The 21,370-nt window shown below is 55.7% G+C and carries 18 protein-coding genes and 3 pseudogenes; 11 read left to right on the top strand and 10 right to left on the bottom strand.

Translation table 11 applies throughout. The annotated features are described in order from the left end of the window. Window positions 1-89: 89 nt before the first annotated feature. Together IEW52_RS13210 and IEW52_RS13215 are read left to right on the top strand one after the other, a co-directional pair. The gene (locus IEW52_RS13210) at window positions 90-668 is read left to right on the top strand and encodes a LysE family translocator (RefSeq protein WP_268236668.1); all 579 of its coding nucleotides are present in this window, start codon (window positions 90-92) and stop codon (window positions 666-668) included. A gap of 230 nt (window positions 669-898) precedes the next feature. After that, the gene (locus tag IEW52_RS13215) at window positions 899-1,318 is read left to right on the top strand and encodes a sugar O-acetyltransferase (protein ID WP_229667953.1); all 420 of its coding nucleotides are present in this window, start codon (window positions 899-901) and stop codon (window positions 1,316-1,318) included. A 68-nt stretch (window positions 1,319-1,386) separates the two neighbouring features. Here IEW52_RS13215 and IEW52_RS15785 read toward each other — a convergent pair whose 3' ends face one another. Both IEW52_RS15785 and IEW52_RS15955 read right to left on the bottom strand, forming a co-directional pair. Then, window positions 1,387-1,935, bottom strand: coding sequence for a LysR substrate-binding domain-containing protein (locus IEW52_RS15785; RefSeq protein ID WP_229667954.1), 549 nt, complete (start codon window positions 1,933-1,935; stop codon window positions 1,387-1,389). Next, window positions 1,893-2,321 (bottom strand): annotated as a pseudogene (locus tag IEW52_RS15955) (LysR family transcriptional regulator); the annotation flags it as partial. The pseudogene IEW52_RS15955 and the gene IEW52_RS15785, both read right to left, overlap by 43 nt. Before the next feature lie 138 nt (window positions 2,322-2,459). Here IEW52_RS15955 and IEW52_RS13225 point away from each other — a divergent pair. Next, window positions 2,460-4,097, top strand: coding sequence for a BCCT family transporter (locus IEW52_RS13225; RefSeq protein ID WP_188630554.1), 1,638 nt, complete (start codon window positions 2,460-2,462; stop codon window positions 4,095-4,097). A gap of 157 nt (window positions 4,098-4,254) precedes the next feature. On the opposite strand, the gene IEW52_RS15795 is transcribed toward IEW52_RS13225, so the two are convergent. Both IEW52_RS15795 and IEW52_RS15800 read right to left on the bottom strand, forming a co-directional pair. Then, window positions 4,255-4,449, bottom strand: a complete 195-nt coding sequence (locus IEW52_RS15795; protein WP_229667956.1) for a VOC family protein — start codon at window positions 4,447-4,449, stop codon at window positions 4,255-4,257. Between the two features lie 77 nt (window positions 4,450-4,526). Continuing rightward, complete coding sequence (locus IEW52_RS15800; protein ID WP_229667957.1) at window positions 4,527-4,754, bottom strand: VOC family protein; 228 nt, start codon at window positions 4,752-4,754, stop codon at window positions 4,527-4,529. Between the two features lie 94 nt (window positions 4,755-4,848). On the opposite strand from IEW52_RS15800, the gene IEW52_RS13235 reads away from it, so the two are divergent. From IEW52_RS13235 to IEW52_RS13250, 4 genes are all read left to right on the top strand, one after another. Then, window positions 4,849-5,718 carry a LysR family transcriptional regulator gene (locus IEW52_RS13235; protein ID WP_188630555.1) on the top strand — a complete coding sequence of 290 codons (870 nt, stop codon included), beginning with the start codon at window positions 4,849-4,851 and terminating at the stop codon, window positions 5,716-5,718. A gap of 114 nt (window positions 5,719-5,832) precedes the next feature. Then, complete coding sequence (locus IEW52_RS13240; protein WP_188630556.1) at window positions 5,833-6,471, top strand: FMN-binding negative transcriptional regulator; 639 nt, start codon at window positions 5,833-5,835, stop codon at window positions 6,469-6,471. Window positions 6,472-6,492: 21 nt separating this feature from the next. Further along, window positions 6,493-7,284: a PhzF family phenazine biosynthesis protein gene (locus tag IEW52_RS13245; RefSeq protein ID WP_188630557.1), complete on the top strand. Its 792-nt coding sequence runs from the start codon at window positions 6,493-6,495 to the stop codon at window positions 7,282-7,284. Between the two features lie 166 nt (window positions 7,285-7,450). Next, the gene (locus IEW52_RS13250; RefSeq protein WP_188630558.1) at window positions 7,451-7,885 is read left to right on the top strand and encodes a potassium channel family protein; all 435 of its coding nucleotides are present in this window, start codon (window positions 7,451-7,453) and stop codon (window positions 7,883-7,885) included. Window positions 7,886-7,946: 61 nt separating this feature from the next. On the opposite strand, the pseudogene katG reads toward IEW52_RS13250, so the two are convergent. Beyond that, window positions 7,947-10,178 (bottom strand): annotated as a pseudogene (gene katG / locus IEW52_RS13255) (catalase/peroxidase HPI). 217 nt (window positions 10,179-10,395) lie between these two features. Between katG and IEW52_RS13260 the strand changes: the two are divergent. Beyond that, complete coding sequence (locus IEW52_RS13260; protein WP_188630559.1) at window positions 10,396-11,034, top strand: 3'-5' exonuclease; 639 nt, start codon at window positions 10,396-10,398, stop codon at window positions 11,032-11,034. A 73-nt stretch (window positions 11,035-11,107) separates the two neighbouring features. Here IEW52_RS13260 and IEW52_RS13265 read toward each other — a convergent pair whose 3' ends face one another. The 4 genes and pseudogenes from IEW52_RS13265 to fghA all read right to left on the bottom strand — a co-directional run bounded on the left by IEW52_RS13265 (window position 11,108) and on the right by fghA (window position 15,891). Next, window positions 11,108-12,193: an endonuclease/exonuclease/phosphatase family protein gene (locus IEW52_RS13265; protein WP_188630560.1), complete on the bottom strand. Its 1,086-nt coding sequence runs from the start codon at window positions 12,191-12,193 to the stop codon at window positions 11,108-11,110. 139 nt (window positions 12,194-12,332) lie between these two features. Continuing rightward, window positions 12,333-13,874 carry a glutamate--cysteine ligase gene (gene gshA / locus IEW52_RS13270; protein ID WP_188630561.1) on the bottom strand — a complete coding sequence of 514 codons (1,542 nt, stop codon included), beginning with the start codon at window positions 13,872-13,874 and terminating at the stop codon, window positions 12,333-12,335. 203 nt (window positions 13,875-14,077) lie between these two features. Then, window positions 14,078-14,899 (bottom strand): annotated as a pseudogene (locus IEW52_RS13275) (bestrophin family protein). A gap of 152 nt (window positions 14,900-15,051) precedes the next feature. Beyond that, the gene (gene fghA, locus IEW52_RS13280; protein ID WP_188630562.1) at window positions 15,052-15,891 is read right to left on the bottom strand and encodes an S-formylglutathione hydrolase; all 840 of its coding nucleotides are present in this window, start codon (window positions 15,889-15,891) and stop codon (window positions 15,052-15,054) included. Window positions 15,892-16,053: 162 nt separating this feature from the next. On the opposite strand from fghA, the gene IEW52_RS13285 reads away from it, so the two are divergent. Next, window positions 16,054-16,923, top strand: coding sequence for a LysR family transcriptional regulator (locus IEW52_RS13285; protein WP_188630563.1), 870 nt, complete (start codon window positions 16,054-16,056; stop codon window positions 16,921-16,923). A gap of 202 nt (window positions 16,924-17,125) precedes the next feature. Next, window positions 17,126-17,317 carry a hypothetical protein gene (locus tag IEW52_RS13290; protein ID WP_188630564.1) on the top strand — a complete coding sequence of 64 codons (192 nt, stop codon included), beginning with the start codon at window positions 17,126-17,128 and terminating at the stop codon, window positions 17,315-17,317. A gap of 96 nt (window positions 17,318-17,413) precedes the next feature. On the opposite strand, the gene IEW52_RS13295 is transcribed toward IEW52_RS13290, so the two are convergent. After that, entirely contained in the window at window positions 17,414-19,570 is a 2,157-nt protein-coding gene (locus IEW52_RS13295; RefSeq protein WP_188630565.1) for a dihydrolipoyl dehydrogenase family protein, read from the bottom strand. A 288-nt stretch (window positions 19,571-19,858) separates the two neighbouring features. Between IEW52_RS13295 and IEW52_RS13300 the strand changes: the two genes are divergently transcribed. Continuing rightward, window positions 19,859-21,244 (top strand): sodium:solute symporter family transporter, encoded by a 1,386-nt coding sequence (locus tag IEW52_RS13300; protein WP_188630566.1) that lies wholly within the window; start codon window positions 19,859-19,861, stop codon window positions 21,242-21,244. Window positions 21,245-21,370: the final 126 nt, after the last annotated feature.

Genomic DNA, 21,370 nt, shown 5'->3' on the forward strand with positions numbered 1-21,370 from the left:
TCGGCCGTGAGTGACTGACCTAACAAGTTCCGTTTCATGGCAGGCTCCCGAATGTAGCTATATGTAGAAATTATAGATCCACATGGGTTATGCCGTACTGCTTATCTGATGGTTTGAAGTTTGGTAATAAAAAGGCAATGGCTACCATTTTGGGTGGTGCCATTGCCGCTCTGATGCTGATGAGCATTTCAGCCGTGGGGCTGGGTGCTGTGCTGGTGGCGTCGGAAAATCTGTTTTTTGCCATCAAGATTGCCGGTGCCTGTTATCTTGTTTATCTGGGTTACAGTTCCTGGCAAGAAGGCAGCATCCACATAGCAAGCAACGAGCCTGATGAATATAAATCGGCCAGTTACTCCTGCTATGCGCTGTTTCGCAAAGGCTTTATGGTTGGCATCAGCAACCCGAAAGATCTGTTGTTTTTTATCGCCTTGTTCCCCGGTTTCATGAATGCACAATTGCCCCAGCTTGAACAATATATGGTGCTGGCCTGCACCTGGTTTGTTATCGATTGCAGCTCCATGTTCATGTACGCCGCGCTGGGTTCAAAGATCAGCCCCTGGCTTTCCAAAGCCGAAAACATGAAGCGGGTTAACCGTGGGGTAGGCGGTCTCTTTATGGTGTTAGGCGGTGCCCTGGCACTTTCTACCGGCATGGATGAAAAAGCATAACCAGAGCGATGACACTTGATGTATTGTTCGCAGCTGTGTTCTGGTGCCACCATAACGCTTAGGCTTGTACAAGCTCCTCTCTTTACTCACTCACCAGGTTTTCAGCCACAACAATGTCAACTCACATCGCATTTAACAGCCTCACACCTGAGCTGATTACTGCCCGTAAAAACAGTCATGAAATTTGCCGTACCTTTGCCAAAAGTCCCAGCAAAGGGAATTTGAAACGCTTGAAAACGCTTTTCGGCCACTGTGGTGAACAGGTGATGATTGAGCCGCCATTCCATTGCGATTACGGCAATCAAATCACCCTAGGTGATCGCACCTTCATAAATATCAATTGCACCGTGCTCGACTCGCCTTTAAAGGTGGGTGCCATCGCCATTGGCCGCGACTGTTTAATTGGCCCCAACGTACAGTTATTGGCGGTGTCGCATGCGCTCAACCCAACCGAGCGGTTGGATAAAGCCAACCTCTGTGCCCCGGTGACCATTGGCGATAACGTATGGATTGGTGCCGGGGCCATCGTGCTGGCCGGTGTTTCCATTGGGGATAACAGCGTGGTTGGTGCTGGCAGCGTGGTCACCAAAGATGTGGCAGCCAATAGCCTGGTGGCAGGCAATCCGGCGGTGAAAATAAGGGATATTTAAACGGTTATTCTGCACCAATGCAGGTTTGCAACGCCCGGCGACGCAGCAAAAGACTGAATACGGCCATGTTAGCCGTGGCCCATGGTTTTTTTGGCTTTTGCAGCGGGGAGGCCGCGCCAGTGTTCCGCGCTGTATCCTGCTATGTGTGCGTGCAGTTGCAACGCCAGTTGTTCGGTGGCTTCGGTTGCAGCTTTGGTGCTGCGATGCAGGGCGATTTCAATGCTGGGCAGCACCGGTAAACCATCTTCTGTACCCAGCACGCGCATGTCCGGCCCCAGCATGGACGGGGTTAGCACGGTAATGGCCAACCCGGCGCGCACGGCGGCCGACAGGCCCGAGAGGCTGGCACTGGTGTAGGCGATGCGCCAGTCAATGGCGGCTGAGTCCAGGCTGGCCAGGGTGTGCTCTCTGAAGATACAGACTCCCTGTTTGGACACCGCCAACGGCAAGGGTGAGCGCCTGTGGGTATCGTAACCGGCGGCGCCCACCCAGACCATGGGTTCGCGGCGCAGTACCTTGCCGCCCGGGCTGCGGGGCTGCGGGGCTGGCGGGTGGTAATGGCCAGATCCAGCGCCCCGGTTTTTACCTGTTGAATCAAATCCACACTCAGGCCGCAATGTACTGCCAGCTCTACGTCGGGAAAGCGAGCCGCAAAGTCGGAAAGCGCCCCGGGCAGATAGCTCAGGTAATCTTCGGGTATGCCCAGGCGCACCACGCCGGCCAGGCGCTGATCCCGCACGTCCTGCCAGGCCTGGGCATTCTGGCGCAGCATTTGGCGGGCGTGGCTCAGCAGGCGTTCACCGGCTGCCGTGGGCACCGCCATCTGCAGCTTGCGTTGCAGCAAAGAGCGTTCCAGTACATTTTCCAGCCGCTTGATGTGCGCGCTTATCGTGGATTGCGCCAGATGCAGGTGGTTGGCGGCGGCAGTAAAGCCGCCTTTGTCGACCACGGCAACAAAGCTTTTCAGTAGCACGAGGTCAAGAGGGCGACAGGGATCAGACATAGTTATCACGATTCATGATGGGGGTATCGAAACTCTTCGTTTCCATGATGGTGGCTCATTATTCAGAATGCGCGGCTTCAAGACAAGCCAGGTGCCATTTTTATCCCGCCCTGAACTCAATCAGCTGACAGGTACATCATGAACGAAGCGTATTATCGACGGGAGGCAGCAGCGCCCAGCGCGGCTGCCGAGAGTATCCCTTCGCCCGATGGGCATTCCAACCTTATCGACACCGATTATGTTATTGGCCAGGACAACATCACCTCCGGCTTTTTCGGGCTGAAAATCGATCTGCACAGCACGGTATTTACCTGGTCGTCGTTGGTCATTCTGGCCTTTGTGGCCGTTACCCTGGCCATGCCCGAGGCGATGGAACCCTTTTTTGGCGGCATTCGCAACTATCTCACCAGCCATCTGAGCTGGGCATTTATGCTGTCGACCAATCTGTTTGTAATACTGGCCGTTGGGCTGATTTTTTCACCGTTGGGGCGGGTTCGTCTGGGCGGTACCCACGCCAAACCGGACTTCAGTTACCCGGGCTGGTTTGCCATGCTGTTTGCCGCCGGCATGGGGGTAGGGCTGATGTTCTACTGCGTGTCTGAGCCGCTTACCTATTTTGGCGACCTTCGCACCGGCACTGCCGGCCCGCTGGGCGAACAGCTGGCCTCGGATGGCGCAGCCCAATCGCTAAGTCTGGCCACCTCGATTTTTCACTGGGGCATGCACCCCTGGGCGACCTACGCCATTATTGCGCTGGCACTGGCGCTGTTTTCGTTCAATAAAGGGTTGCCGCTGACCATTCGCTCGGTGTTTTATCCGGTGCTGGGCGAGCGGGTGTGGGGCTGGCCCGGGCACGTAATTGATGTGCTGGCGGTGTTTGCCACCCTGTTCGGGCTGGCAACCTCGCTCGGCCTGGGGGCATCGCAGGCGGCGGCCGGGCTGCATTCCCTGTTTGGCGTGCCGAACGATACCACCACCATGGTGCTGCTGGTGCTGGGTATTACCGCCATCACCCTGGTGTCTGTGGTGGCCGGAGTCGACAAGGGCGTTCGCCGCATGTCGCAGCTCAACATGGCGCTGGCCATTCTGCTGATGCTGTTTGTGATGGTGGTGGGGCCCACGCTGCTGATTGCCACCGGTGCTGCCAACAATCTGCTGTCTTATCTAAAAGAGTTGCCGGCACTGGCCAATCCCTTCGGCCGCAGCGATGAAGACTTTATTCACGGCTGGACCGCCTTTTACTGGGCCTGGTGGGTAAGCTGGTCGCCGTTTGTGGGCATGTTTATTGCGCGGGTGTCCCGCGGGCGTACCGTGCGTGAATTTCTGATTGCCGTATTGCTGGTGCCCACCATGGTGTCGGTGATCTGGATGACCACTTTTGGTGACACCGCCTTGTGGCAACTGGGGCAGGGCTATGAAGGTGCGAAGAACGCGGCACTGGAGCTGCAGTTGTTTGCCATGCTGGAGCAACTGCCGCTGTCGTCCATTACCTCTTTGGTGGGCATTGTGCTGGTGATGGTGTTCTTTATTACCTCGTCGGACTCCGGGTCTCTGGTAATCGACTCCATTACCTCGGGGGGCAAAGTCACGTCTCCGCGCATTCAGCGTATTTTTTGGGTGATGATTGAGGCGGCGATTGCCATTGCACTCTTGCTGGGCGGCGGGTTAACCGCGCTGCAGGCGGCTGTACTGATCACCGGTGTTCCCTTTATGGTGGTAGTGCTGATCTCGGGTTACTCTGTAGTTCAGGGGCTGCGTAGCGAACCGCGTATTTGATTTCATGTTGTAAAAGGGGGAGGCGACGCTTCCCTCACTTTTTACCGCCGAATACACAGGATATCGCCGCAGTTCATTTCATGATGATCCCAATTCATGCTGATGATGTCAGGCCGGGCGCATTAATTGAGTCAGCATGGGCGCATTCATTGTCTGTTTAGTAGGCGCCTTCGCTGTAAATCAGCTCGTAGCTGTGGCTGTAAATCTCCAGAATATTGCCGAACGGGTCTTCCATGTAGATCATGCGGTACGGCTTTTTTCCGGGATAGTAATAGCGCGGTTTTGCCATGCGTTTTTTGCCGCCGGCAGCCACAATGCGCTCGGCCAGCTCTTCTACATTAGGGTCTTGCACGCAAAAGTGGAAGATGCCGGTTTTCCAGTATTCGAAGTTATTTTCCGGATTAACCTAGTTGTTGAACTGAAACAGTTCTACGCCAATGCGGTCACCGGTGGAAAGGTGAGCGATTTTAAAGCTTTTCCATTGTGCACCGAATACCCGGTACACATTTCGCCGATGGCGCTGTCGTCTTCGCTGATCTCGGTGGGCGCCATGATCAGGTACCAGCCCATCACCTCGGTATAGAATGTAACGGCGGCGTCCAGATCGGGTACCGAAATGCCGATGTGCGAAAAATTTCTTGGGTATACGTTAGCCATCACTTGTTCTCCTGATTGGTTGTTGATATCAGATTACAAAGGACTAGTGATTACGTAAAATTATCATCTGTCATGAAAATGAGTATTTTTTGTTATGATTAATCCGGTCTGGCTACGAAGCTTTTGTACCCTGGTTGAAGTGGGGCATTTCACCCGCACCGCAGAGCGTTTGCACATGACGCAATCCGGTGTTAGCCAGCATGTACGAAAGCTTGAAGATCAGCTTGGTCGACCCTTGCTGATCCGCCAAGGCAAGCAGTTCATGCTGACCGAGGCGGGCGAGCGCTTGTATCGTGAGGCGCGTGTGATTATTCGCTCGCTGGCCAACCTTGAGCTGCGAGTAGGGGAAGACCCTCCTCATGAAGGGCTGGTGCGGGTGATGTCGCCGGGCAGTGTGGGCCTTAAGTTGTATCCTCACCTGCTGGCGCTGCAATGCCAGCACCCGGGGCTGATTATCGATTATCGCTTTGCACCCAACGCCGACGTAGAACAAGCCATTGCGAGCGATGCGCTGGACGTCGGCTTTATGACCCGCCTCGCCACGAGGGACGAGGTGAGTTGCCAGCCCATTGCCGAAGAGCCTTTGCTGCTGGTGACGCCAGCTTCGATACAGGATCCCAGCTGGCCCACCTTGCTGCAGCTGGGGTTTATCGATCATCCCGACGGGGCACACCATGCGGGTCTGCTGCTGGGGGCCAACTACCCCGAGTTTCAACACAGCAATCTGTTTGAAAAAAAGGGATTTTCCAACCAGATCAACCTGATCCTGGAGCCGGTGAGCATGGGGCTGGGGTTTACCGTATTGCCGGCCCATGCGGTGGTCGCGTTTCAACAACCAGACCGGGTGAACAGCCATCAATTAAGCCATCCGGTGAGTGAGATTCTATATCTCGGGGTCACTCGCAATCGCGCCTTGCCCAATCGGGTACAGAGCGTGATTGCCGAGGCCAGAAAGTGGCTGTGACTGTTATCGTTAATCATGCATTGTGGGCAAGACTCGGGGGCGTTTAAATGAGAGCCATTTGACCAAGTGTGATGCTATTGTAAGGCTCACCGATACACCATCAAGGAGGATTTTTTGCATATTCCAGGCAAGTTCAAACAAGATAACGGCGCCGAGCTGGAAGGCGTGATTCGGGATTATCCCTTCGCCACCCTGGTGACGTATTCAAGCTCGGGCATAGCGGCAAACCACTTGCCGATGGTGCTGACTGAAGTGAATGGTAAAAAGGTACTGCAGGCGCACATCGCCCGGGCCAACCCCTTGTGGAAGACGGTAAGCGAGCAATCCGAGGTGCTTGTTATCTTTAACGGCCCACATTGTTATATTTCGCCCAACCATTACCCCACCAAACAGGAAACCGGCAGGGCAGTGCCGACCTGGAATTATGTGGTGGTGCATGTAACCGGAGTAATGCGCTATGTGCAGGATGAAAACTGGCTACGCGCCTTCATCGACAATTTAACGACTCGGCATGAGGCGGGCCAGCCGGTGCCATGGTCAACATCCGATGCGCCGCAAGGCTATATACAGAAAATGTTGCCGGCCATTGTGGGGCTGGAAATTGACATTACCGCCATCACCGGCCAATGGAAGCTGAGCCAGAATCAGCCGGAACAAAACCGGCTGGGGGTGATTGCGGGCCTGTCGTGCGAACACGATAGCCAGTACCAGCAAGTGGCGGCATTGGTAAAGGCACAAATGACAGCAAAGTGAACATAAAATGGAGTTCATTGAATGGAATTACCTTTATTTGTGGTAGATGCGTTTACCGACCAACAGTTCAAGGGTAACTCGGCCGCCGTGGTGCCGGTCGCCGAGTGGCCACAAACCGCCTTGATGCAACAGATTGCCACCGAAAACAACCTGTCAGAAACCGCCTTTATCAAGGTGCTCGACCAGGGCCGCTATGCGATACGCTGGTTTTCTCCGCTCACCGAAATCGACTTTTGTGGTCACGCCACCCTGGCGGCGTCGTTCGTGCTGTTCAACCATTTGGGCTGTGCCGGTGAAATCGAATATGTCACCCAAACCGTGGGCAGCCTGACGGTGGTGCAATTGGCTGACGGCCGCATCGAGATGAGCTTTCCCAATCAGGCACCCGAGCCGGTGGCAAAGGTGCCCGCCGCACTGTTGGAAGGGCTGTCGGCCACCCCGGTCGAGGTCCTGAAAAACCGCCAGGCCTACATGGTGGTATTGGCATCACAAGCCGAGGTGCGTGAGCTGAGTTATCGGTCGGAGTTGCTGAAAACCCTGGCCCCATTCGATGTGGTGGTGACGGCGGCGGGGACCGAGCATGATTTTGTGTCCCGCTACTTCTGGCCGGCCAATGGGGGTGATGAAGATCCGGTGACCGGCTCAATACACGCGGCGCTGGCCCCTTACTGGGCACAACGCTTGTCTAAATCGGAGCTGGTGGCTTACCAGGCCTCGGCCCGAGGCGGGATGCTGCATTGCCGTGTGGTCAACGACCGGGTACTGGTGTCCGGCTACGGTGTGCTGTACCTGAAAGGGCAGATCTACGTTTAATCATCTCGCTATACTCTAGGTGTTGCAGTAAAGCGAATAACAAGTCTTCAGGCTTGTCTTGAGCTGCAAATGCAATGATTGCATGGCAATCGCTGCGGCGTTTTGCTTTTCGTTTATCATCAAGCAGTATAATGAAAGGTGAAAAATCAAGGACGAGCGAGGCTGAATGATCTCTGTATTTCTGATCAATACCCTGGTGGTGGCAGTGTCGGTGATGGTGCATTACGAATTTCTTTATCGTATCACCCTGTTCATTCCAAAGATGAAGATCACTCATCGCTACCGAATTGTATTTGGTGTGTGTGGCGCGTTAATCGCCCACGCATTCGAGATCTGGATATTCGCCATTGCCTATTACTTCATGAATAGAAGCGATAACTGGGGGCATTTGAGCGGCAGCTTCGATGGCAGCCTGATGGATTGCGGCTATTTCTCGTTCACGGTATTCACCACCCTCGGCTTTGGCGACATTCAGCCCAATGGCGATTTGAGATATTTGACAGGCATAGAGTCGTTGACCGGTCTGGTGCTCATTACCTGGACGGCGTCTTTTCTGTACTTTGAAATGCAGCGACATTGGGGGGTTGGCAAGGCGACCTAGCCTAGGGAATGATCAAGGCCCCACCGAGGTGGGGCCTTGATCATTCCAGGGTTGGTTTACATCAGGCCAGGTCGAAGCGGTCTGCGTTCATTACCTTGTTCCAGGCACTGATAAAGTCACGCACAAACCGCTCTTTGGCGTCGGCCTAGGCATACACTTCTGCCACCGCTCGTAACTGGGAGTTGGATCCAAAAATCAGGTCAACGCGGGTGGCGGTCCACTTCAGGTTGCCGGTTTTTCTGTCTCTTCCTTCAAACACGTCTTCCTCGCCGGCCGCGGGGGCCCACGCCGTGCCCATGTCGAGCAGGTTAACGAAAAAGTCGTTGCTCAGGGTTTGGGGATGTCGGGTAAAGACACCGTGCTGCGCCTGGCGATAGTTGGCATCCAGCACTCTCAGTCCGCCTATCAGCACCGTCATTTGTGGCGCCGTCAATTGCAGCAGCTGTGCCTTGTCGATCAGCATTTCTTCGTCCGACACCGTGAATTTGGTGCGGCGATAGTTACGAAAGCCGTCGGCCTCCGGCTTGAGTGGCGCAAAAGCCTCTACGTCGGTCTGCTCTTGCGAGGCATCGGTGCGCCCGGGCACAAAGGGCACCTGTGCAGGGCTGCCTGCGTCTTTGCTGGCCTGCTCGATGGCCGCGGCGCCACCCAGTACGATGAGATCCGCCAGCGAGACTCGCTTGTTGCCGGTCTGCGCCTGGTTGAAGTCGCTTTGTATGTCTTGCAGTACCTTCAACACCCTGGCCAGTTGCTCGGGCTGGTTCGCTTCCCAGTCTTTTTGCGGAGCCAGGCGAATGCGGGCTCCATTGGCGCCGCCGCGTTTATCGGAGCCGCGAAAGGTAGACGCGGAGGCCCAGGCGGTGGCGACCAGTTCGGATATCGACAGCCCGGATGCCAGCAGTGTTTTTTTGAGGTTGGCGATGTCCTGCTCGTTCACCAGTTCGTGATCGACCTCCGGCACCGGGTCTTGCCAAATCAGTTCTTCTGCCGGTACCTCGGGGCCCAGATAGCGCGAAATGGGGCCCATATCGCGGTGGGTCAGCTTGTACCAGGCGCGGGCAAAGGCATCGGCAAATTCGTCCGGGTTGGCATGAAAATGTTCCGAGATCTTGCGGTAGGCCGGATCTTCGCGCATGGCCATGTCGGCAGTCGACATCATGGGGGCGTGGCGCTTGTTGAGGTTGTGGGCATCCGGCACAGTGCCTTTGGCGGCATCGCCTTTTGGCGTCCACTGGTGGGCGCCGGCCGGGCTCTTGGTCAGCTCCCAGTCGTAGCCGAACAGGGTGTCGAAGTAACTCATGTCCCACTGGGTAGGGGTTGGGGTCCAGGCGCCTTCCAGGCCGCTGGTGATGGTGTTTTCCCCCACGCCTGTGCCCATGCTGTTGATCCAGCCAAAGCCCATGGCCTCGAGAGGCGCGGCTTCGGGCTCGGGCCCCAGTTGGGACGCATCACCGGCACCGTGAGTCTTGCCAAAGGTATGACCGCCGGCGGTGAGCGCGACCGTTTCATAATCGTTCATCGCCATGCGGGCGAAGGTTTCGCGAATATCGCGGGCCGAGCCAAGCGGGTCGGGGTTGCCGTCCGGGCCTTCCGGATTGACGTAAATCAGCCCCATCTGCACCGCGGCCAGCGGATTCTCGAGCTGGCGCTCACCCGAGTAGCGGCTGTTGGCTTTGTCGCTGGTAGCTAGCCATTCTTCTTCTGCGCCCCAGTAAATATCTTCTTCCGGCTCCCAGATGTCTTCACGGCCACCGGCAAAGCCGAAGGTCTTGAAGCCCATGGACTCCAGCGCCACGTTGCCGGTTAATACCAGCAAATCGGCCCATGACAGTTTGTTGCCGTATTTTTGCTTGATGGGCCACAGCAGGCGACGGGCCTTGTCCAGATTACCGTTATCCGGCCAGCTGTTGAGCGGAGCAAAACGTTGCGAGCCGCTGCCGGCGCCGCCACGGCCATCGCCAATGCGATAGGTGCCGGCGCTGTGCCAGGCCATGCGAATAAAGAAGGGACCGTAATGGCCGTAGTCGGCGGGCCACCAGTCCTGGGAGTCGGTCATCAGGGCGTGCAGATCCTGTTTTACTGCCGCTAAATCGAGCGTTTTAAAGGCCTCGGCGTAGTTGAACTGTTCGCCCTGCGGGTTCATATTGGCAGAATTCTGGTGCAGTACCTTGAGGTTCAGCTGGTTTGGCCACCAATGACGATTGGCCGAGGCCTTGTCACCCAGCTTGGTGTGAGATCCGTGCATCACCGGGCATTTGCCGGCGTTGCTTGCGTGCTGTTTATTGTCGCTCATCAATGATGTCTCCAGGGTGGGTGATGCTAATTGAACTGCTCGGTCAAACAGACGACGAGTCACCGCTAACCGATGTTTGCACCAGTTTGTCGCCGCCTTGTAAAGATAGGTATAACATCCCTGTGCCATTAACTTAAGTTGCTTGTACTTATCAATGCGATAGGTGCTGTGTATCGTCCGTGGCGGTAGCGATATTTTTCACATTACACGAGGCCATATGAATACCCGTCAGTACCTGGAAAGACCCACCAAAGACGCCATGCGACAGCTCCCAGCCTTTAGTGGTCTGGCAAACACGCACATTCATCTGGTGGAAAGCGCCGAGGACGCAAGCTTTGCTCGGGCTTTGCTGGTTAACTGTACCCATCTGGGCTTTGATACCGAGAGCAAGCCCACCTTTAAGGTAGGCGAGTCCAATACTGGCCCGCATCTGGTGCAGCTGGCCACGTTGGAGCACGCCTTTTTGTTCAGAGCCGGGAACTTGGCCAGCCAGAGTGCGGCGCATCAGCTGCTGGCCGACGTGCTGCAGTCACCACAAATAATGAAAGTCGGCTTTGGCCTAAAATCGGACCGAGGACCGGTACTGCGCAAGTTTGGTATCGAGCTAACGGCCACCCAGGAGTTGTCTGGGGCGGTAAAACGGCTGGGTTACAAGCAACAGGTGGGGCTGCAGGCCGCGGTAGCCATTGTGCTGGGCGAGTATCTGGCCAAATCCAGAAAAGTGACGCTGTCTAACTGGGCAGGAACGTCCTTATCTACCGCCCAGCAGAGCTATGCTGCCAACGATGCCTATGCCAGCTTGAGGGTATTCGAGGCGATGAATCGCACCGCGCCCCATCTGCTGCGCTCTGTATAACGAGTTATGCCAACATGCATGTGAGCGTGCCGGTGATAACGGCTAACCGTGATTGCCGGCAGCTAACCAGATGCTATTTGATGAGCTCGGGCACGTCGCTTTTATTCACATTTTCCTTTGCCATTTTCTGTTCAGCCAGTTGCTGGTCGTCGGTATCAACGGGAAGCTCGCTGTGGCCATTATCTTTATTTGGCGTAAAGCCGAGACAGGTGAGCAGCGCAAAATGATCAGATCCCGTGAGTGTTAAACGGTGTAGTTTGATGACGCGAAAATGATGGCTATGAAACAAATGATCCAGCGGCCAGCGAATAAACCAATGCTGGGCATGAAAGGTGTTGAACATGCCACGGCCGATACGGGGATCGAGCAAACCACTGATTTTTCTGAATAGCCGGGTGGTGGTTGACCATGCCACGTCGTTGAGATCACCGGCCACTATGACAGGCAAACGAGCGTCGGCGACACTATCGGCCACGGCCAGCAACTCGGCATCCCGTTCTGTGGATTCGTCATTTTCGGTAGGGCTGGGAGGGGCCGGATGTACGAAGTGGGTTCTTATTTTGGCGCCACAGGGCAGTTGTACCAAACAGTGCATGGAGGGTACATCGTCTTGTACCAGATATTCTATGGTGCTGTTTTCAAGCGGCAGACGAGAATACACGTGCATGCCGTAAAGGTTATCAAGCGGGCACTTTATGGTGTGGGGATAATCGGTTTCCAGTACGGCCAGCTGTTGCTGCCACCAATGAGTAGATTCAAGCGTCACCAATATATCGGGTGAATATTGGTGCACCAGATCAATCAGACACTGCGCATTGTTGTTGGTGGCCAGTACATTGGACGACAGGATTTTGATGGTATGTTCAGCCTGTGCGGCCGATGCCGACTTCACTTCCTTTGGGTGCAGACGCGTGTAGGGCCATATCCACCAAGCATGATAAAGCAGGCAGGCGAAGTTGATGCCTACTATTGCCAGGCTGCCGAGATGGGATAAATCGAGCCGCCACAGGGCGAACAGCATAACCACGCCGGCCAGAGTCATAAATTGTACGCGAGGAAAGTCGAGCCCTCTTATCCACCAGGCCTCACAGCGCGATAGTGGCAGTACCGTAATGGTGGCCGTTATCAGGGTAACAAGCGCAAACAGTGTCCATTCCATTGATTAAGTCACCTTTGAGTCGGTTCAAGGAATAAAATGGCATTGTCGGTGTAATAACACAAGTCACGCAGGGGCGAGAGCATGGTAACAGGGGCCTGCAGTCATCAGTCCGCCAGTTTTTGACTCGATTATGGCAAGTTTACACTGCTATTAACGGTCTGCCTGCTTCTTGCTCTTCCAATTCGTATTGTGCCGCCAGTGATGAACTGGCCAGTTGTGTGAAATAGCGGCTTTGCTCTTGCTCAAGCGGGGTTTGTTGCCAGTGTTGCGTCAGCTCGGTGGCTCTGTTTTGCACCCAGTCCGTGTAATTTTGCTCGGTGGCAGTCAATTGCTGCAAAATCTGGGCCGAGGGCGTGAGCTCGGGCTGTTGCAACATGGGCTTGAAGTGTTGCAGCGCATCACTATAGCCACTACCGGCCTTGTCCAGCAGCTGGGCGATGGCGTCCAGCTCGGCAAACAATTGCTCGCCCCAGGCTGCACGGCTGAGTTCACCGCTGGCGGTTTCAAGCAGCAGATCGGGCCGACGGCCCTGCTCGGTCACGCGAGTGTGGTTGCGGGCCAGGCGCCGTTGCTCCTGCTCACCAATTTCCGGGCTGCCTTGCAACAGGCAGAACAGTAAAAAGGTATCCAGAAAACGTATCTGGCTGTCATCTATGCCCAGCGCCAACAGAGGGTTGATGTCTAGATTGCGCACTTCTATGTATTCCACACCGCGGTTGGCCATGGCCTGCAGCGGCGTTTCCCCGGCATGGGTTACCCGCTTGGGCCGAATATCGCTGTAATACTCGTTTTCTATCTGCAGAATATGGTCGTTTAACTGGCGGGATTCGCCGTTAACCTCGACTCCGATGCGAGTATAGGGCGCGTGAGGCGTGTTCAGGGCGCAAGTGAGATCGCGGCCGTATTCCGCCAAGCTGTTGGTGCTGATGTTCAAGTCGGCCTGGGCGTCGCTTTGGTAGCCTAATCCGCTCATGCGTAACGAGGTGGCGAAGGGCAGATAGAGTGTGTCGGTGCCAAGGCTTGCCAGCTGGTGCGGGCGGCCATCCATAAAGGAGCGGCTGAGCGCGGGCGAGGCACCAAATAAATACAGCAGCAGCCAGCCGTAGCGGCGAAAGTTGCGGATCAATGCAAAATACTGAGCCGAGCGAAAGTCGGTCAGCGAGTCCTGGCTGCCGAGCAACTCCCGGTAGCCCTGCCAGAAGCTGTCGGGCAACGAGAAGTTGAAATGAATGCCGGCAATGCTCTGCATAATGCGGCCATAGCGTACATCCAGCCCGCGGCGATAAATATGTTTCATTTGGCCGGCACGAGAGCTGCCGTATTCGGCAATGGGTACGCTGTTATTCCCCTGTAAGGCGCAGGGCATGCTGGCGGGCCACAAATGTTCGTCCTCAAGCTGGCTGACGACATAACGATGCAGCTGCTCCATAAAGCCGAGGGTGTCGCCAATCTGTTCACTGGGCGGCGTAATAAACTCCAACAACGATTCTGAATAGTCGGTGGTGATGTGCGGGTGCGTGAGCGCCGAGCCCAGTGTGTGCAAGTGCGGCTCTTGGGACAGCCGGCCTTGGGGAGTAACCCGCAAGGCTTCTTTTTCTATGCCGCGACGAATATGGGCCAGCGGCCGGATCAAGTCGGCATCGGCCAGTTGTGCCAGGCGCGGAGTAAGGGATGGCGTCATAAAAACCTCGGTATCAAGTCAATCAATCAGGCCAATCGGCCTTACTCTTTGTTACCAAGCTTTCACGCTTGGGTTTACCGGTCTGCGGGTAGCCGGCACGGTATTATATTTCTTCTGCGCTCACGGATAATTACAGCAAAATGCAAATAACTTTTGATTGTCAGTAACAATCCAGGTGTGCCGCCTGTTCGGCGGCAGCGGGGCTAGGATAGGCAGCCGTCTATGGGGGTGATGGCGGGGGGAAGCTCGGTTTCTTCCAGCGCTTCCAGCAGGTTGATTTCGATGGTGCGTGACAGCGCGTTAAGCGGCAGATCGTTGGCGGCCAGGCCAAAGGGCAACATAAAACAATATAGATAGGTAGTGCGATGTACCAGCAGGGTATAGGCAAACGGCAGCGGCGTATTCTGAATGCGCTCGCAGGCGGCTAATACCCCGGTCATGGAGGTCAGCCGTTCGTCCATGCTTTGCACCAGAAACTCCGATAATAATCGCTGGCGCCGACTGTAACCGACCTTCTTGCCCATCAGCCGCAGCAGGCATTCGGGCAGGTTTTGCGCCTGGCGCAGGCTGGCATGATGCTCGGGCTCCACAAAGCGGTCGACGTCCTGCCAGGGCGAGGTGTCACGCAGTCGATGGCGCAAGGCGTGGGTAAAGGCGATGGTGAGGTGGATCATCCGCCGCTGGGTGTGCCGCCCGGTCTCGGTTTCCTCATCCATAAAGGAGATCACTTGGCGGGCCAGACTGCGAGCATCTATGGTTAACTGCCCCCATTGTTATCGCGCCTCCCACCAGCGTGCGTAGCTGGCGTTGTTTCTAAAACCGAGAAACAGAGACAAGGCAACGCCTAGCAAGGTGAAGGGAGCTGTGCTGTAAGAAGAAAAAAAGCCGGGAAACCCATGCTGAATGCCAGCTATTAAGGTACTGAGCAGAGTGATCAGCAAAATCTGCGGATAAATCTGCGGAATGACAGAGCCGCGCAGGGTAAAAAACAGCTTAAGCGCATGCGGTTTTTGCCGAACGATCATGTCAGCCTCCAAATGATGAGATTGGTGAGTGTTGAGTTAATTAGCGTGGTAAATACAGGAAGTGTTGCAAGTGTAGTTTGTGGCGCTGGAGGACAGCAGGCTAATGGCCCCGAAGAAAAGTACTTCGGGGCTTAGTCACTAGCGGGTATGCATTAGCGAGTGAGGTGCTTGGCATGAAAGCGCAGGTGCTGCTCGATAAAGCTGGCGATAAAGTAATAGCTATGATCATAGCCTTCTCGCCGATTTAGCACTAGCGGATAACCGCTGTGGCTAGCGGCGGCTTCCAGTGCCTCCGGCATGAGCTGCTCGGTGAGAAAGTTATCGGCTTCGCCCTGATCCACCAGCGCTGGCACGAAGCGGCTGGCACTGCGCATCAGCAGGCTGGCGTCATACTCGGCCCAGGCTGCGGTGTCTTTGCCCAGGTAAGTCTTGAACGCCTTCTTGCCCCAGGGGCAATTGACCGGGTTGCTGATGGGGCTGAAGGCCGATACCGAGCGGTAGCGTTCCGGATTGCGCATGGCCAGCACCAGAGCACCGTGACCGCCCATGGAATGACCGGCAATGGATCTTTGATCGTTGAGTGGGAACATGGACTCGACAAGCGCCGGCAGTTCGTTCAGCACATAATCGTACATGCGATAATGTCGGCTCCAGGGTGTTTGGGTAGCGTTGACGTAGAAACCCGCCCCCTTGCCCAGATCGTAACCGTCATCATCCGCCACTTCATCGCCGCGAGGGCTGGTATCGGGTGCAATAATGGCCATGCCCAGCTCGGCGGCAATGCGCTGGGCACCGGCTTTGTGCATGAAATTTTCATCGGTGCAGGTCAGGCCAGACAGCCAGTATAAGGCCGGCACCTTGTCACCGCTAGATACCTGTGGCGGCAGGTAAATGGCAAACCGCATGGTGCAATTCAGCGTTTCTGAATAATGGCTGTACTGTTTGTGCCAGCCATCGAAGCTCTTGTTACAGCTCAGGTTTTCAATACTCATCTGTATCTCCCAGAAAACGGGTGCCGTGGTGGCAGTGGTGATATTATATTCGCTTTCGAGCTGGTGATAATGACCAAATTTATTAAATAACCTTTACCAGATAGTAATAGTCTTAAAGTATGCTTTAGATAAAGAGACCGGCTTCGTGATAAGGACGTAACCATGTTTATCTGGGAAGGAGTGAGTGAATTTGTGGCGGTGGCCGATGGTGAAAGCTTTACCCGGGCAGCCAAGAGATTGGGTGTTTCTACCGCCCAGGTCAGTCGCCAGGTAAGCGCCCTGGAAGCACGGCTGTCGACCAAGTTGTTTTACCGGACAACCCGCAAGGTGTCGGTAACGGAAGCCGGGCAAATCTATTATCAACACTGTCGGCAAGTGCTGGACGGACTGGAAGAAGCCGAACGTACCATTACCAATCTGCAGCTGGCGCCGAAAGGCAAGTTAAAGCTGACGGCGCCGATCACCTTTGGCGAGAAAACCATAGCCCCTCTGGTTAACGACTTTGTGCTCCGTTATCCCGAGCTGGAAGTGCAGATGCACCTGACCAATCAGAAGCTGGATTTGGTGGCGGAGGGGTTTGATCTGGCAATACGGCTGGGCAAACTGGAAGATTCGAGCATGATGGCCAAGCGGCTCTCTTATCGCACCCAGTATGTGTGCGCCTCGCCCCATTACCTGTCCACCTATGGGGTGCCGCACTCGTTATCGGAGTTGGAGCAACATAACTGCCTGCAGGGCAACCTGGATTACTGGCGCTTTCAAGAGCAGGGCAAGCCGCGCAATGTGCGGGTAAAAGGCAATATTCGCTGCGACAGCGGCTGGGCGCTGCTGGATGCCGCCTTGAAAGGCATAGGTATAGTGCAGTTGCCGGATTATTACGTACAGCCAGCGCTGGATGAGGGTCAATTGGTCCCTTTACTGGAGCATTATCAGGAGCCTGATGACGGTATTTGGGCGCTCTATCCGCACAACCGTCACCTATCGCCCAAGGTGCGGATGTTGCTGGATTTTTTGGGTGAATCGCTGAGTTGACAGCAGACAAACCGAGCAGCCGAACGTAAAATAATGTTATTTTTTTGTAATAAAATCCTCTTTTATCCCGTCTTTATGAGTAACCGTTAGACGCAGTTGCCATAACGGACGGGTATGTGCCCGGTTGATAGACTCAGGCCTTGCAGGCAACGGAAGTTAGGATCTATGACGAGGCTATTCATTTAGGTGAAGGGGATGCATTATGAAAGCCATTGTTTCAGTTATGCTGGCGGCAGTGTTTACCGTCGCTATGTTACCGGCCCAGGCTGCTACCGTATCGGCTAACACAGGAGCGTTTGTTCAAACCTTGTCGATGGGTGACGGTGTTGATAATCGTCAGTGCAAAATGTTAGAGAAACGGGGTAAAAAACTCCCCGGTTATTGCAGACCATAACAGGTACAGGCCTTAATAGGTACAGGCCTTAATAGGTAAAAGACAGGTTGTGTGAATCGGGCCGAGATGCAGCATGCATCTCGGCCCGTTATTGTGTTATTCCTTGCCCAGTCGCCACTGATGGTAACGGCCCAGCCAGCTCAGCACCCGCTCTGGGGCATGGGCGCGCTTCCATTCTCCGGCTACGTACTTGTTGGCTTCCGCCAGGGTGGGGTAAACATGAATGGTGCCCAGGATCTTGTTCAGGCCAAGTTTGTGTTTCATGGCCAGCACATATTCGGCCAGCAAATCACCCGCATGTTCGCCGACGATGGTCACTCCCAGAATCCGGTCTTTGCCGGGGACGGTCAGTACTTTGATAAAGCCTTGTTCCGAGCCGTCGGTAATGGCCCTGTCCAGCTCGTCCAGCTCAAACCGGGTCACCTCATAGGCGACATTCTGCGCCCTGGCTTCCTGCTCGCTCAGGCCCACCCGGGCTACCTCCGGGTCGACGAAAGTACACCAGGGCACCACCGAATAATCGACCTTAAAACGCTTGAAGTGGCCGAACAGGGCATTCACGCTGGCATACCAGGCCATGTGAGCGGCGGTGTGGGTAAACTGGTAGGGGCCCGCCACGTCGCCGGCGGCGTAAATATTGGGATACAGGGTTTCCAGATACTCGTTGGTGGTCACGGTGCGATCGGTGGGGATGCCCAGGGCTTCCAGTCCGTAGCCCTGCAACCGCGCCTGGCGGCCGAGCGCCAGCAACAAGTCATCGCATTCCAGTATGACTTCCTGCTCCTGATGCATCGCTATTACGCGAATACCATCGGCGCCTCGCTCTACGCGTAGCGGGCTATGCTCGGTCAGCACCCGAACGCCGTCATGGCTGAGGGCATTTTTGACCCATTCACTCACTTCCCCGTCTTCTTTAGGCATCAGGTGCGGGTTGCGTTGCAGCAAGATGACCTCGGACCCCAGTCGGGCAAAGGTCTGCGCCAGCTCGCAACCGATGGGGCCTCCCCCCATTACCAGCAGCCGTTTGGGCGGCGTGTCCCGGTCGGCCATGTCGTCCCACAGGGTATCGCTGGTGAGGTAGTCCACCTGATCCAGGCCGGGTATCGGCGGCACGGCAGCTCGGGCACCGGCGGCGATGATGATGCTGCGGGTGGTCAATCGTTGCGTGGTGCCGTTTGCCTGCGTCACTTCTACCGTCCAGGGATCGAGCAGCTTGGCGTACCCCTGCAACACGTCAACGCCCAGCCGGGTATAGCGCGCTATGCTGTCGTGAGGTTCGACCTTCTGAATAATGGCCTGCACGCGCTGCATGATTTGTTTGAAGCTGAAGGCAGGCTGGGTGCGGGTCAGGCCGTATTGCTCGGCGTGGCGCATCTGGTGGGCCAGCTTGGCGCTGCGGATCAATGCCTTGCTTGGCACACAGCCGGTGTTAAGGCAGTCGCCGCCCATCTTGTCCGCTTCAATCAGGGTGACTTTCGCCTTGACCGCCGCCGCTATGTAAGCGCTGACCAGACCGGCGGCACCGGCGCCGATCACGATCAGGTTGCGGTCGAAATGGCGGGGCTTGTTGAAGCCGCCATAGACTCGGCGGCGTTGCACCAGTCGCAGCACTGCGCGGGCCAGCAGCGGAAAAATGCCGAGCAGGGCGAAAGAGGCCAACAGAGTGGGTGACAATATGCCGCTCAGGCTGTCGATGGCGGCCAGCTGGGTGCCAGCGTTCACGTACACCAGGGTACCGGGCAGCATACCGAGCTGGCTTACCCAGTAGAAGGTGCGAGCGGGCAGGGCGGTGAGTCCCATCAGTAGATTGATGACGAAGAAGGGGAACACCGGTACCAGCCGCAGGGTAAACAGGTAGAAGGCGCCGTCTCGGCTGATGCCTTTGTCGATGGCCTTGAGTTTTTCGCCAAAGCGATGCTGTACCTGATCCCGCAGCAGAAAGCGGGACACCAGAAAGGCCAAAGTGGCACCTATGCTAGAAGCAAACGATACCAGTACCAGCCCTTGCCATACGCCGAAGAAGGCCCCCGCGGCCAGGGTCATGATGGCGGCACCGGGCAAAGACAATGCCGCCATTACGACATACAGCGCGAAGAAGCCGGCGGCAATCAACCAAGGGGATTCGGCCCGCAGCGCACCAATCTGTGCCTGTTGTTGTTTCAAGGCTTCGAGCGTAAACCAGTCGCCCAGATCGAAGATGAAAAACAGGGCAACCAGTAGCAACAGCAGAGTCAGCAACAGGGGTTTGCGCATAAAAATATCCTTTTAGGGCGATGGGGTAGGCCTGGCCGGTATTCATAATGAAGGTTATACACAAAGTCGCAAGGATGTAGTCGATTCTTACAGTGAGGTGGGGCGCCTGGATCAATGTATTTAAAAATAACATGCATTTGTAATAGCCGGGTCGTCTGCCACGACGTACCTTTACCGTGGAGGGGGTTGTGGCCCCTATGCTGACGCCGGGTTATTGAATTGAAAACGGTGTCGGATATTGATGCCGTACGATAGCCTTTAAACTGACCTGATGATAAGGAGATCTACATGGTCGACTTTCCCGTTGCTACCTTGATTGTGCTGCTTGCGGGGGGGGGCATGCTGAGTGTGTGGCTTGCGCCCCGGGTACGCACCGCTGAAGGATTCTTCTCAGGTCGAGACGAACAGGGCGCATCGCCCGGATTGCTCACGCTGACATTTTCCCAGGTCACCACCTGGATTTTTGCCCGTTCGTTGCTCAATGCCGCCATTCTCGGCTATTTGTATGGTATTGCAGGGGCTCTGGCTTACAGCGCCTATTACGGCTCCTTTGTTACCGGCTGGCTGATCGTCGATCGGCTGCGTTATCAATACGGCGTGCATAATATTCAGGCCTTTTTGGTGGCGCGGTTTGGTCGAGCGGGCAGCAGCTGTTTCAATCTGCTGATATCAATGCGATTGCTGACCGAGGTATTTGCCAACTTGCTGGTGGTGGGCATGGTATTTGGGGTGGCGGGATCCGGTGCCTATACCGGTGCCATTCTTGCGGTGTCGGCGCTGACGCTGGTCTATTCCATGACCGGTGGCCTGCGCGCTTCGTTGCGTACCGATGTGCTGCAAATGGGGTTGCTGATCGTGCTTATTGTATTGCTGGTCGGTATGACGTTGTTGCACCCTCTGTTTGATTGGCAAAGCGTGCTGACCAGCAGCCCGCAATGGGATAGCCCTGGCTGGATATTGCTGGTGGTGGCGCTGTTACAGGTGCTGAGTTATCCGCTGCATGACCCCGTGATGATGGACCGAGGCTTTATCGCCGACCGGGACACCACCAAACGCAGCTTTTTGCATGCTTTTTGGCTGTCGGCGCTGCTCATTTTAGCGTTTGGTTTACTCGGGGTGTTTGCCGGCCTGCAGGGCGGAGAAGACAAAGATGTGCTGATCACCCTGCAACGACTGCTCGGCACGCCGGCCATGCTGTTGCTGGGGTTGGCTCTAGTGATCTCTGCCGCGTCTACCCTGGACTCGACCCTGTCCAGTGCGTCCAAGCTGCTGGTGGTCGATATGGGGCTGGGCCGTCCCTCTGCCGGCACCGGTCGGCTGGCCATGGCGTTGTTTGCCCTGGGCGGTTTGGTGCTGGTGTTTATGGGTAGCAAAGACTTGTTTGATGCGGTGGCGATCAGCGGCACCGCTTCGCTGGCGCTGACCCCGGTAATACTGTTCAGCATTTTCGCTAATTGCCAGGTGGCACGCTGGAGCTTCGTGGCCAACTTTGCCGTGGCGCTGGCCGGTGCGGTGCTGTATTTTCTCGAAAAAGGTGGCCGGCTCGATCTGATCGGCCCCTTGTTTGGCGTTGAGCACAGCTACAGCAAGCTGCTGGTGATCACGGTGGCGATTCTGCTCTCGGGCCTGTTGCTGTTTGCTCTGGGACTCAAGCCCAAAGCCCAAAGCGAATAGCATTTTTTGCCATGCCTCTTTGCTACGAGAAGCTCGGAACCTACGGACGAAGAGAAACGTGTTTTGTTTTTGTAGGGGCCATGTTTTGTAGCTGGCGCTTCAGCTGCCGGGGCAGACGATGCCGAT

Source organism: Oceanisphaera marina, assembly GCF_014643915.1.
Lineage (GTDB): Bacteria > Pseudomonadota > Gammaproteobacteria > Enterobacterales > Aeromonadaceae > Oceanimonas > Oceanimonas marina.

What these genes read in the sequence shown, in the direction of transcription:
- IEW52_RS13210 (WP_268236668.1), top strand. Translation starts at nt 90, where the DNA reads ATGCCGTACTGCTTATCTGATGGTTTGAAGTTTGGTAATAAAAAGGCA.
- IEW52_RS13225 (WP_188630554.1), top strand. Translation starts at nt 2,460, where the DNA reads ATGAACGAAGCGTATTATCGACGGGAGGCAGCAGCGCCCAGCGCGGCT.
- IEW52_RS15800 (WP_229667957.1), bottom strand. Translation starts at nt 4,754, where the DNA reads ATGGCTAACGTATACCCAAGAAATTTTTCGCACATCGGCATTTCGGTA.
- IEW52_RS13235 (WP_188630555.1), top strand. Translation starts at nt 4,849, where the DNA reads ATGATTAATCCGGTCTGGCTACGAAGCTTTTGTACCCTGGTTGAAGTG.
- IEW52_RS13245 (WP_188630557.1), top strand. Translation starts at nt 6,493, where the DNA reads ATGGAATTACCTTTATTTGTGGTAGATGCGTTTACCGACCAACAGTTC.
- IEW52_RS13250 (WP_188630558.1), top strand. Translation starts at nt 7,451, where the DNA reads ATGATCTCTGTATTTCTGATCAATACCCTGGTGGTGGCAGTGTCGGTG.
- IEW52_RS13260 (WP_188630559.1), top strand. Translation starts at nt 10,396, where the DNA reads ATGAATACCCGTCAGTACCTGGAAAGACCCACCAAAGACGCCATGCGA.
- IEW52_RS13265 (WP_188630560.1), bottom strand. Translation starts at nt 12,193, where the DNA reads ATGGAATGGACACTGTTTGCGCTTGTTACCCTGATAACGGCCACCATT.
- gshA (WP_188630561.1), bottom strand. Translation starts at nt 13,874, where the DNA reads ATGACGCCATCCCTTACTCCGCGCCTGGCACAACTGGCCGATGCCGAC.
- fghA (WP_188630562.1), bottom strand. Translation starts at nt 15,891, where the DNA reads ATGAGTATTGAAAACCTGAGCTGTAACAAGAGCTTCGATGGCTGGCAC.
- IEW52_RS13285 (WP_188630563.1), top strand. Translation starts at nt 16,054, where the DNA reads ATGTTTATCTGGGAAGGAGTGAGTGAATTTGTGGCGGTGGCCGATGGT.
- IEW52_RS13290 (WP_188630564.1), top strand. Translation starts at nt 17,126, where the DNA reads ATGAAAGCCATTGTTTCAGTTATGCTGGCGGCAGTGTTTACCGTCGCT.
- IEW52_RS13295 (WP_188630565.1), bottom strand. Translation starts at nt 19,570, where the DNA reads ATGCGCAAACCCCTGTTGCTGACTCTGCTGTTGCTACTGGTTGCCCTG.
- IEW52_RS13300 (WP_188630566.1), top strand. Translation starts at nt 19,859, where the DNA reads ATGGTCGACTTTCCCGTTGCTACCTTGATTGTGCTGCTTGCGGGGGGG.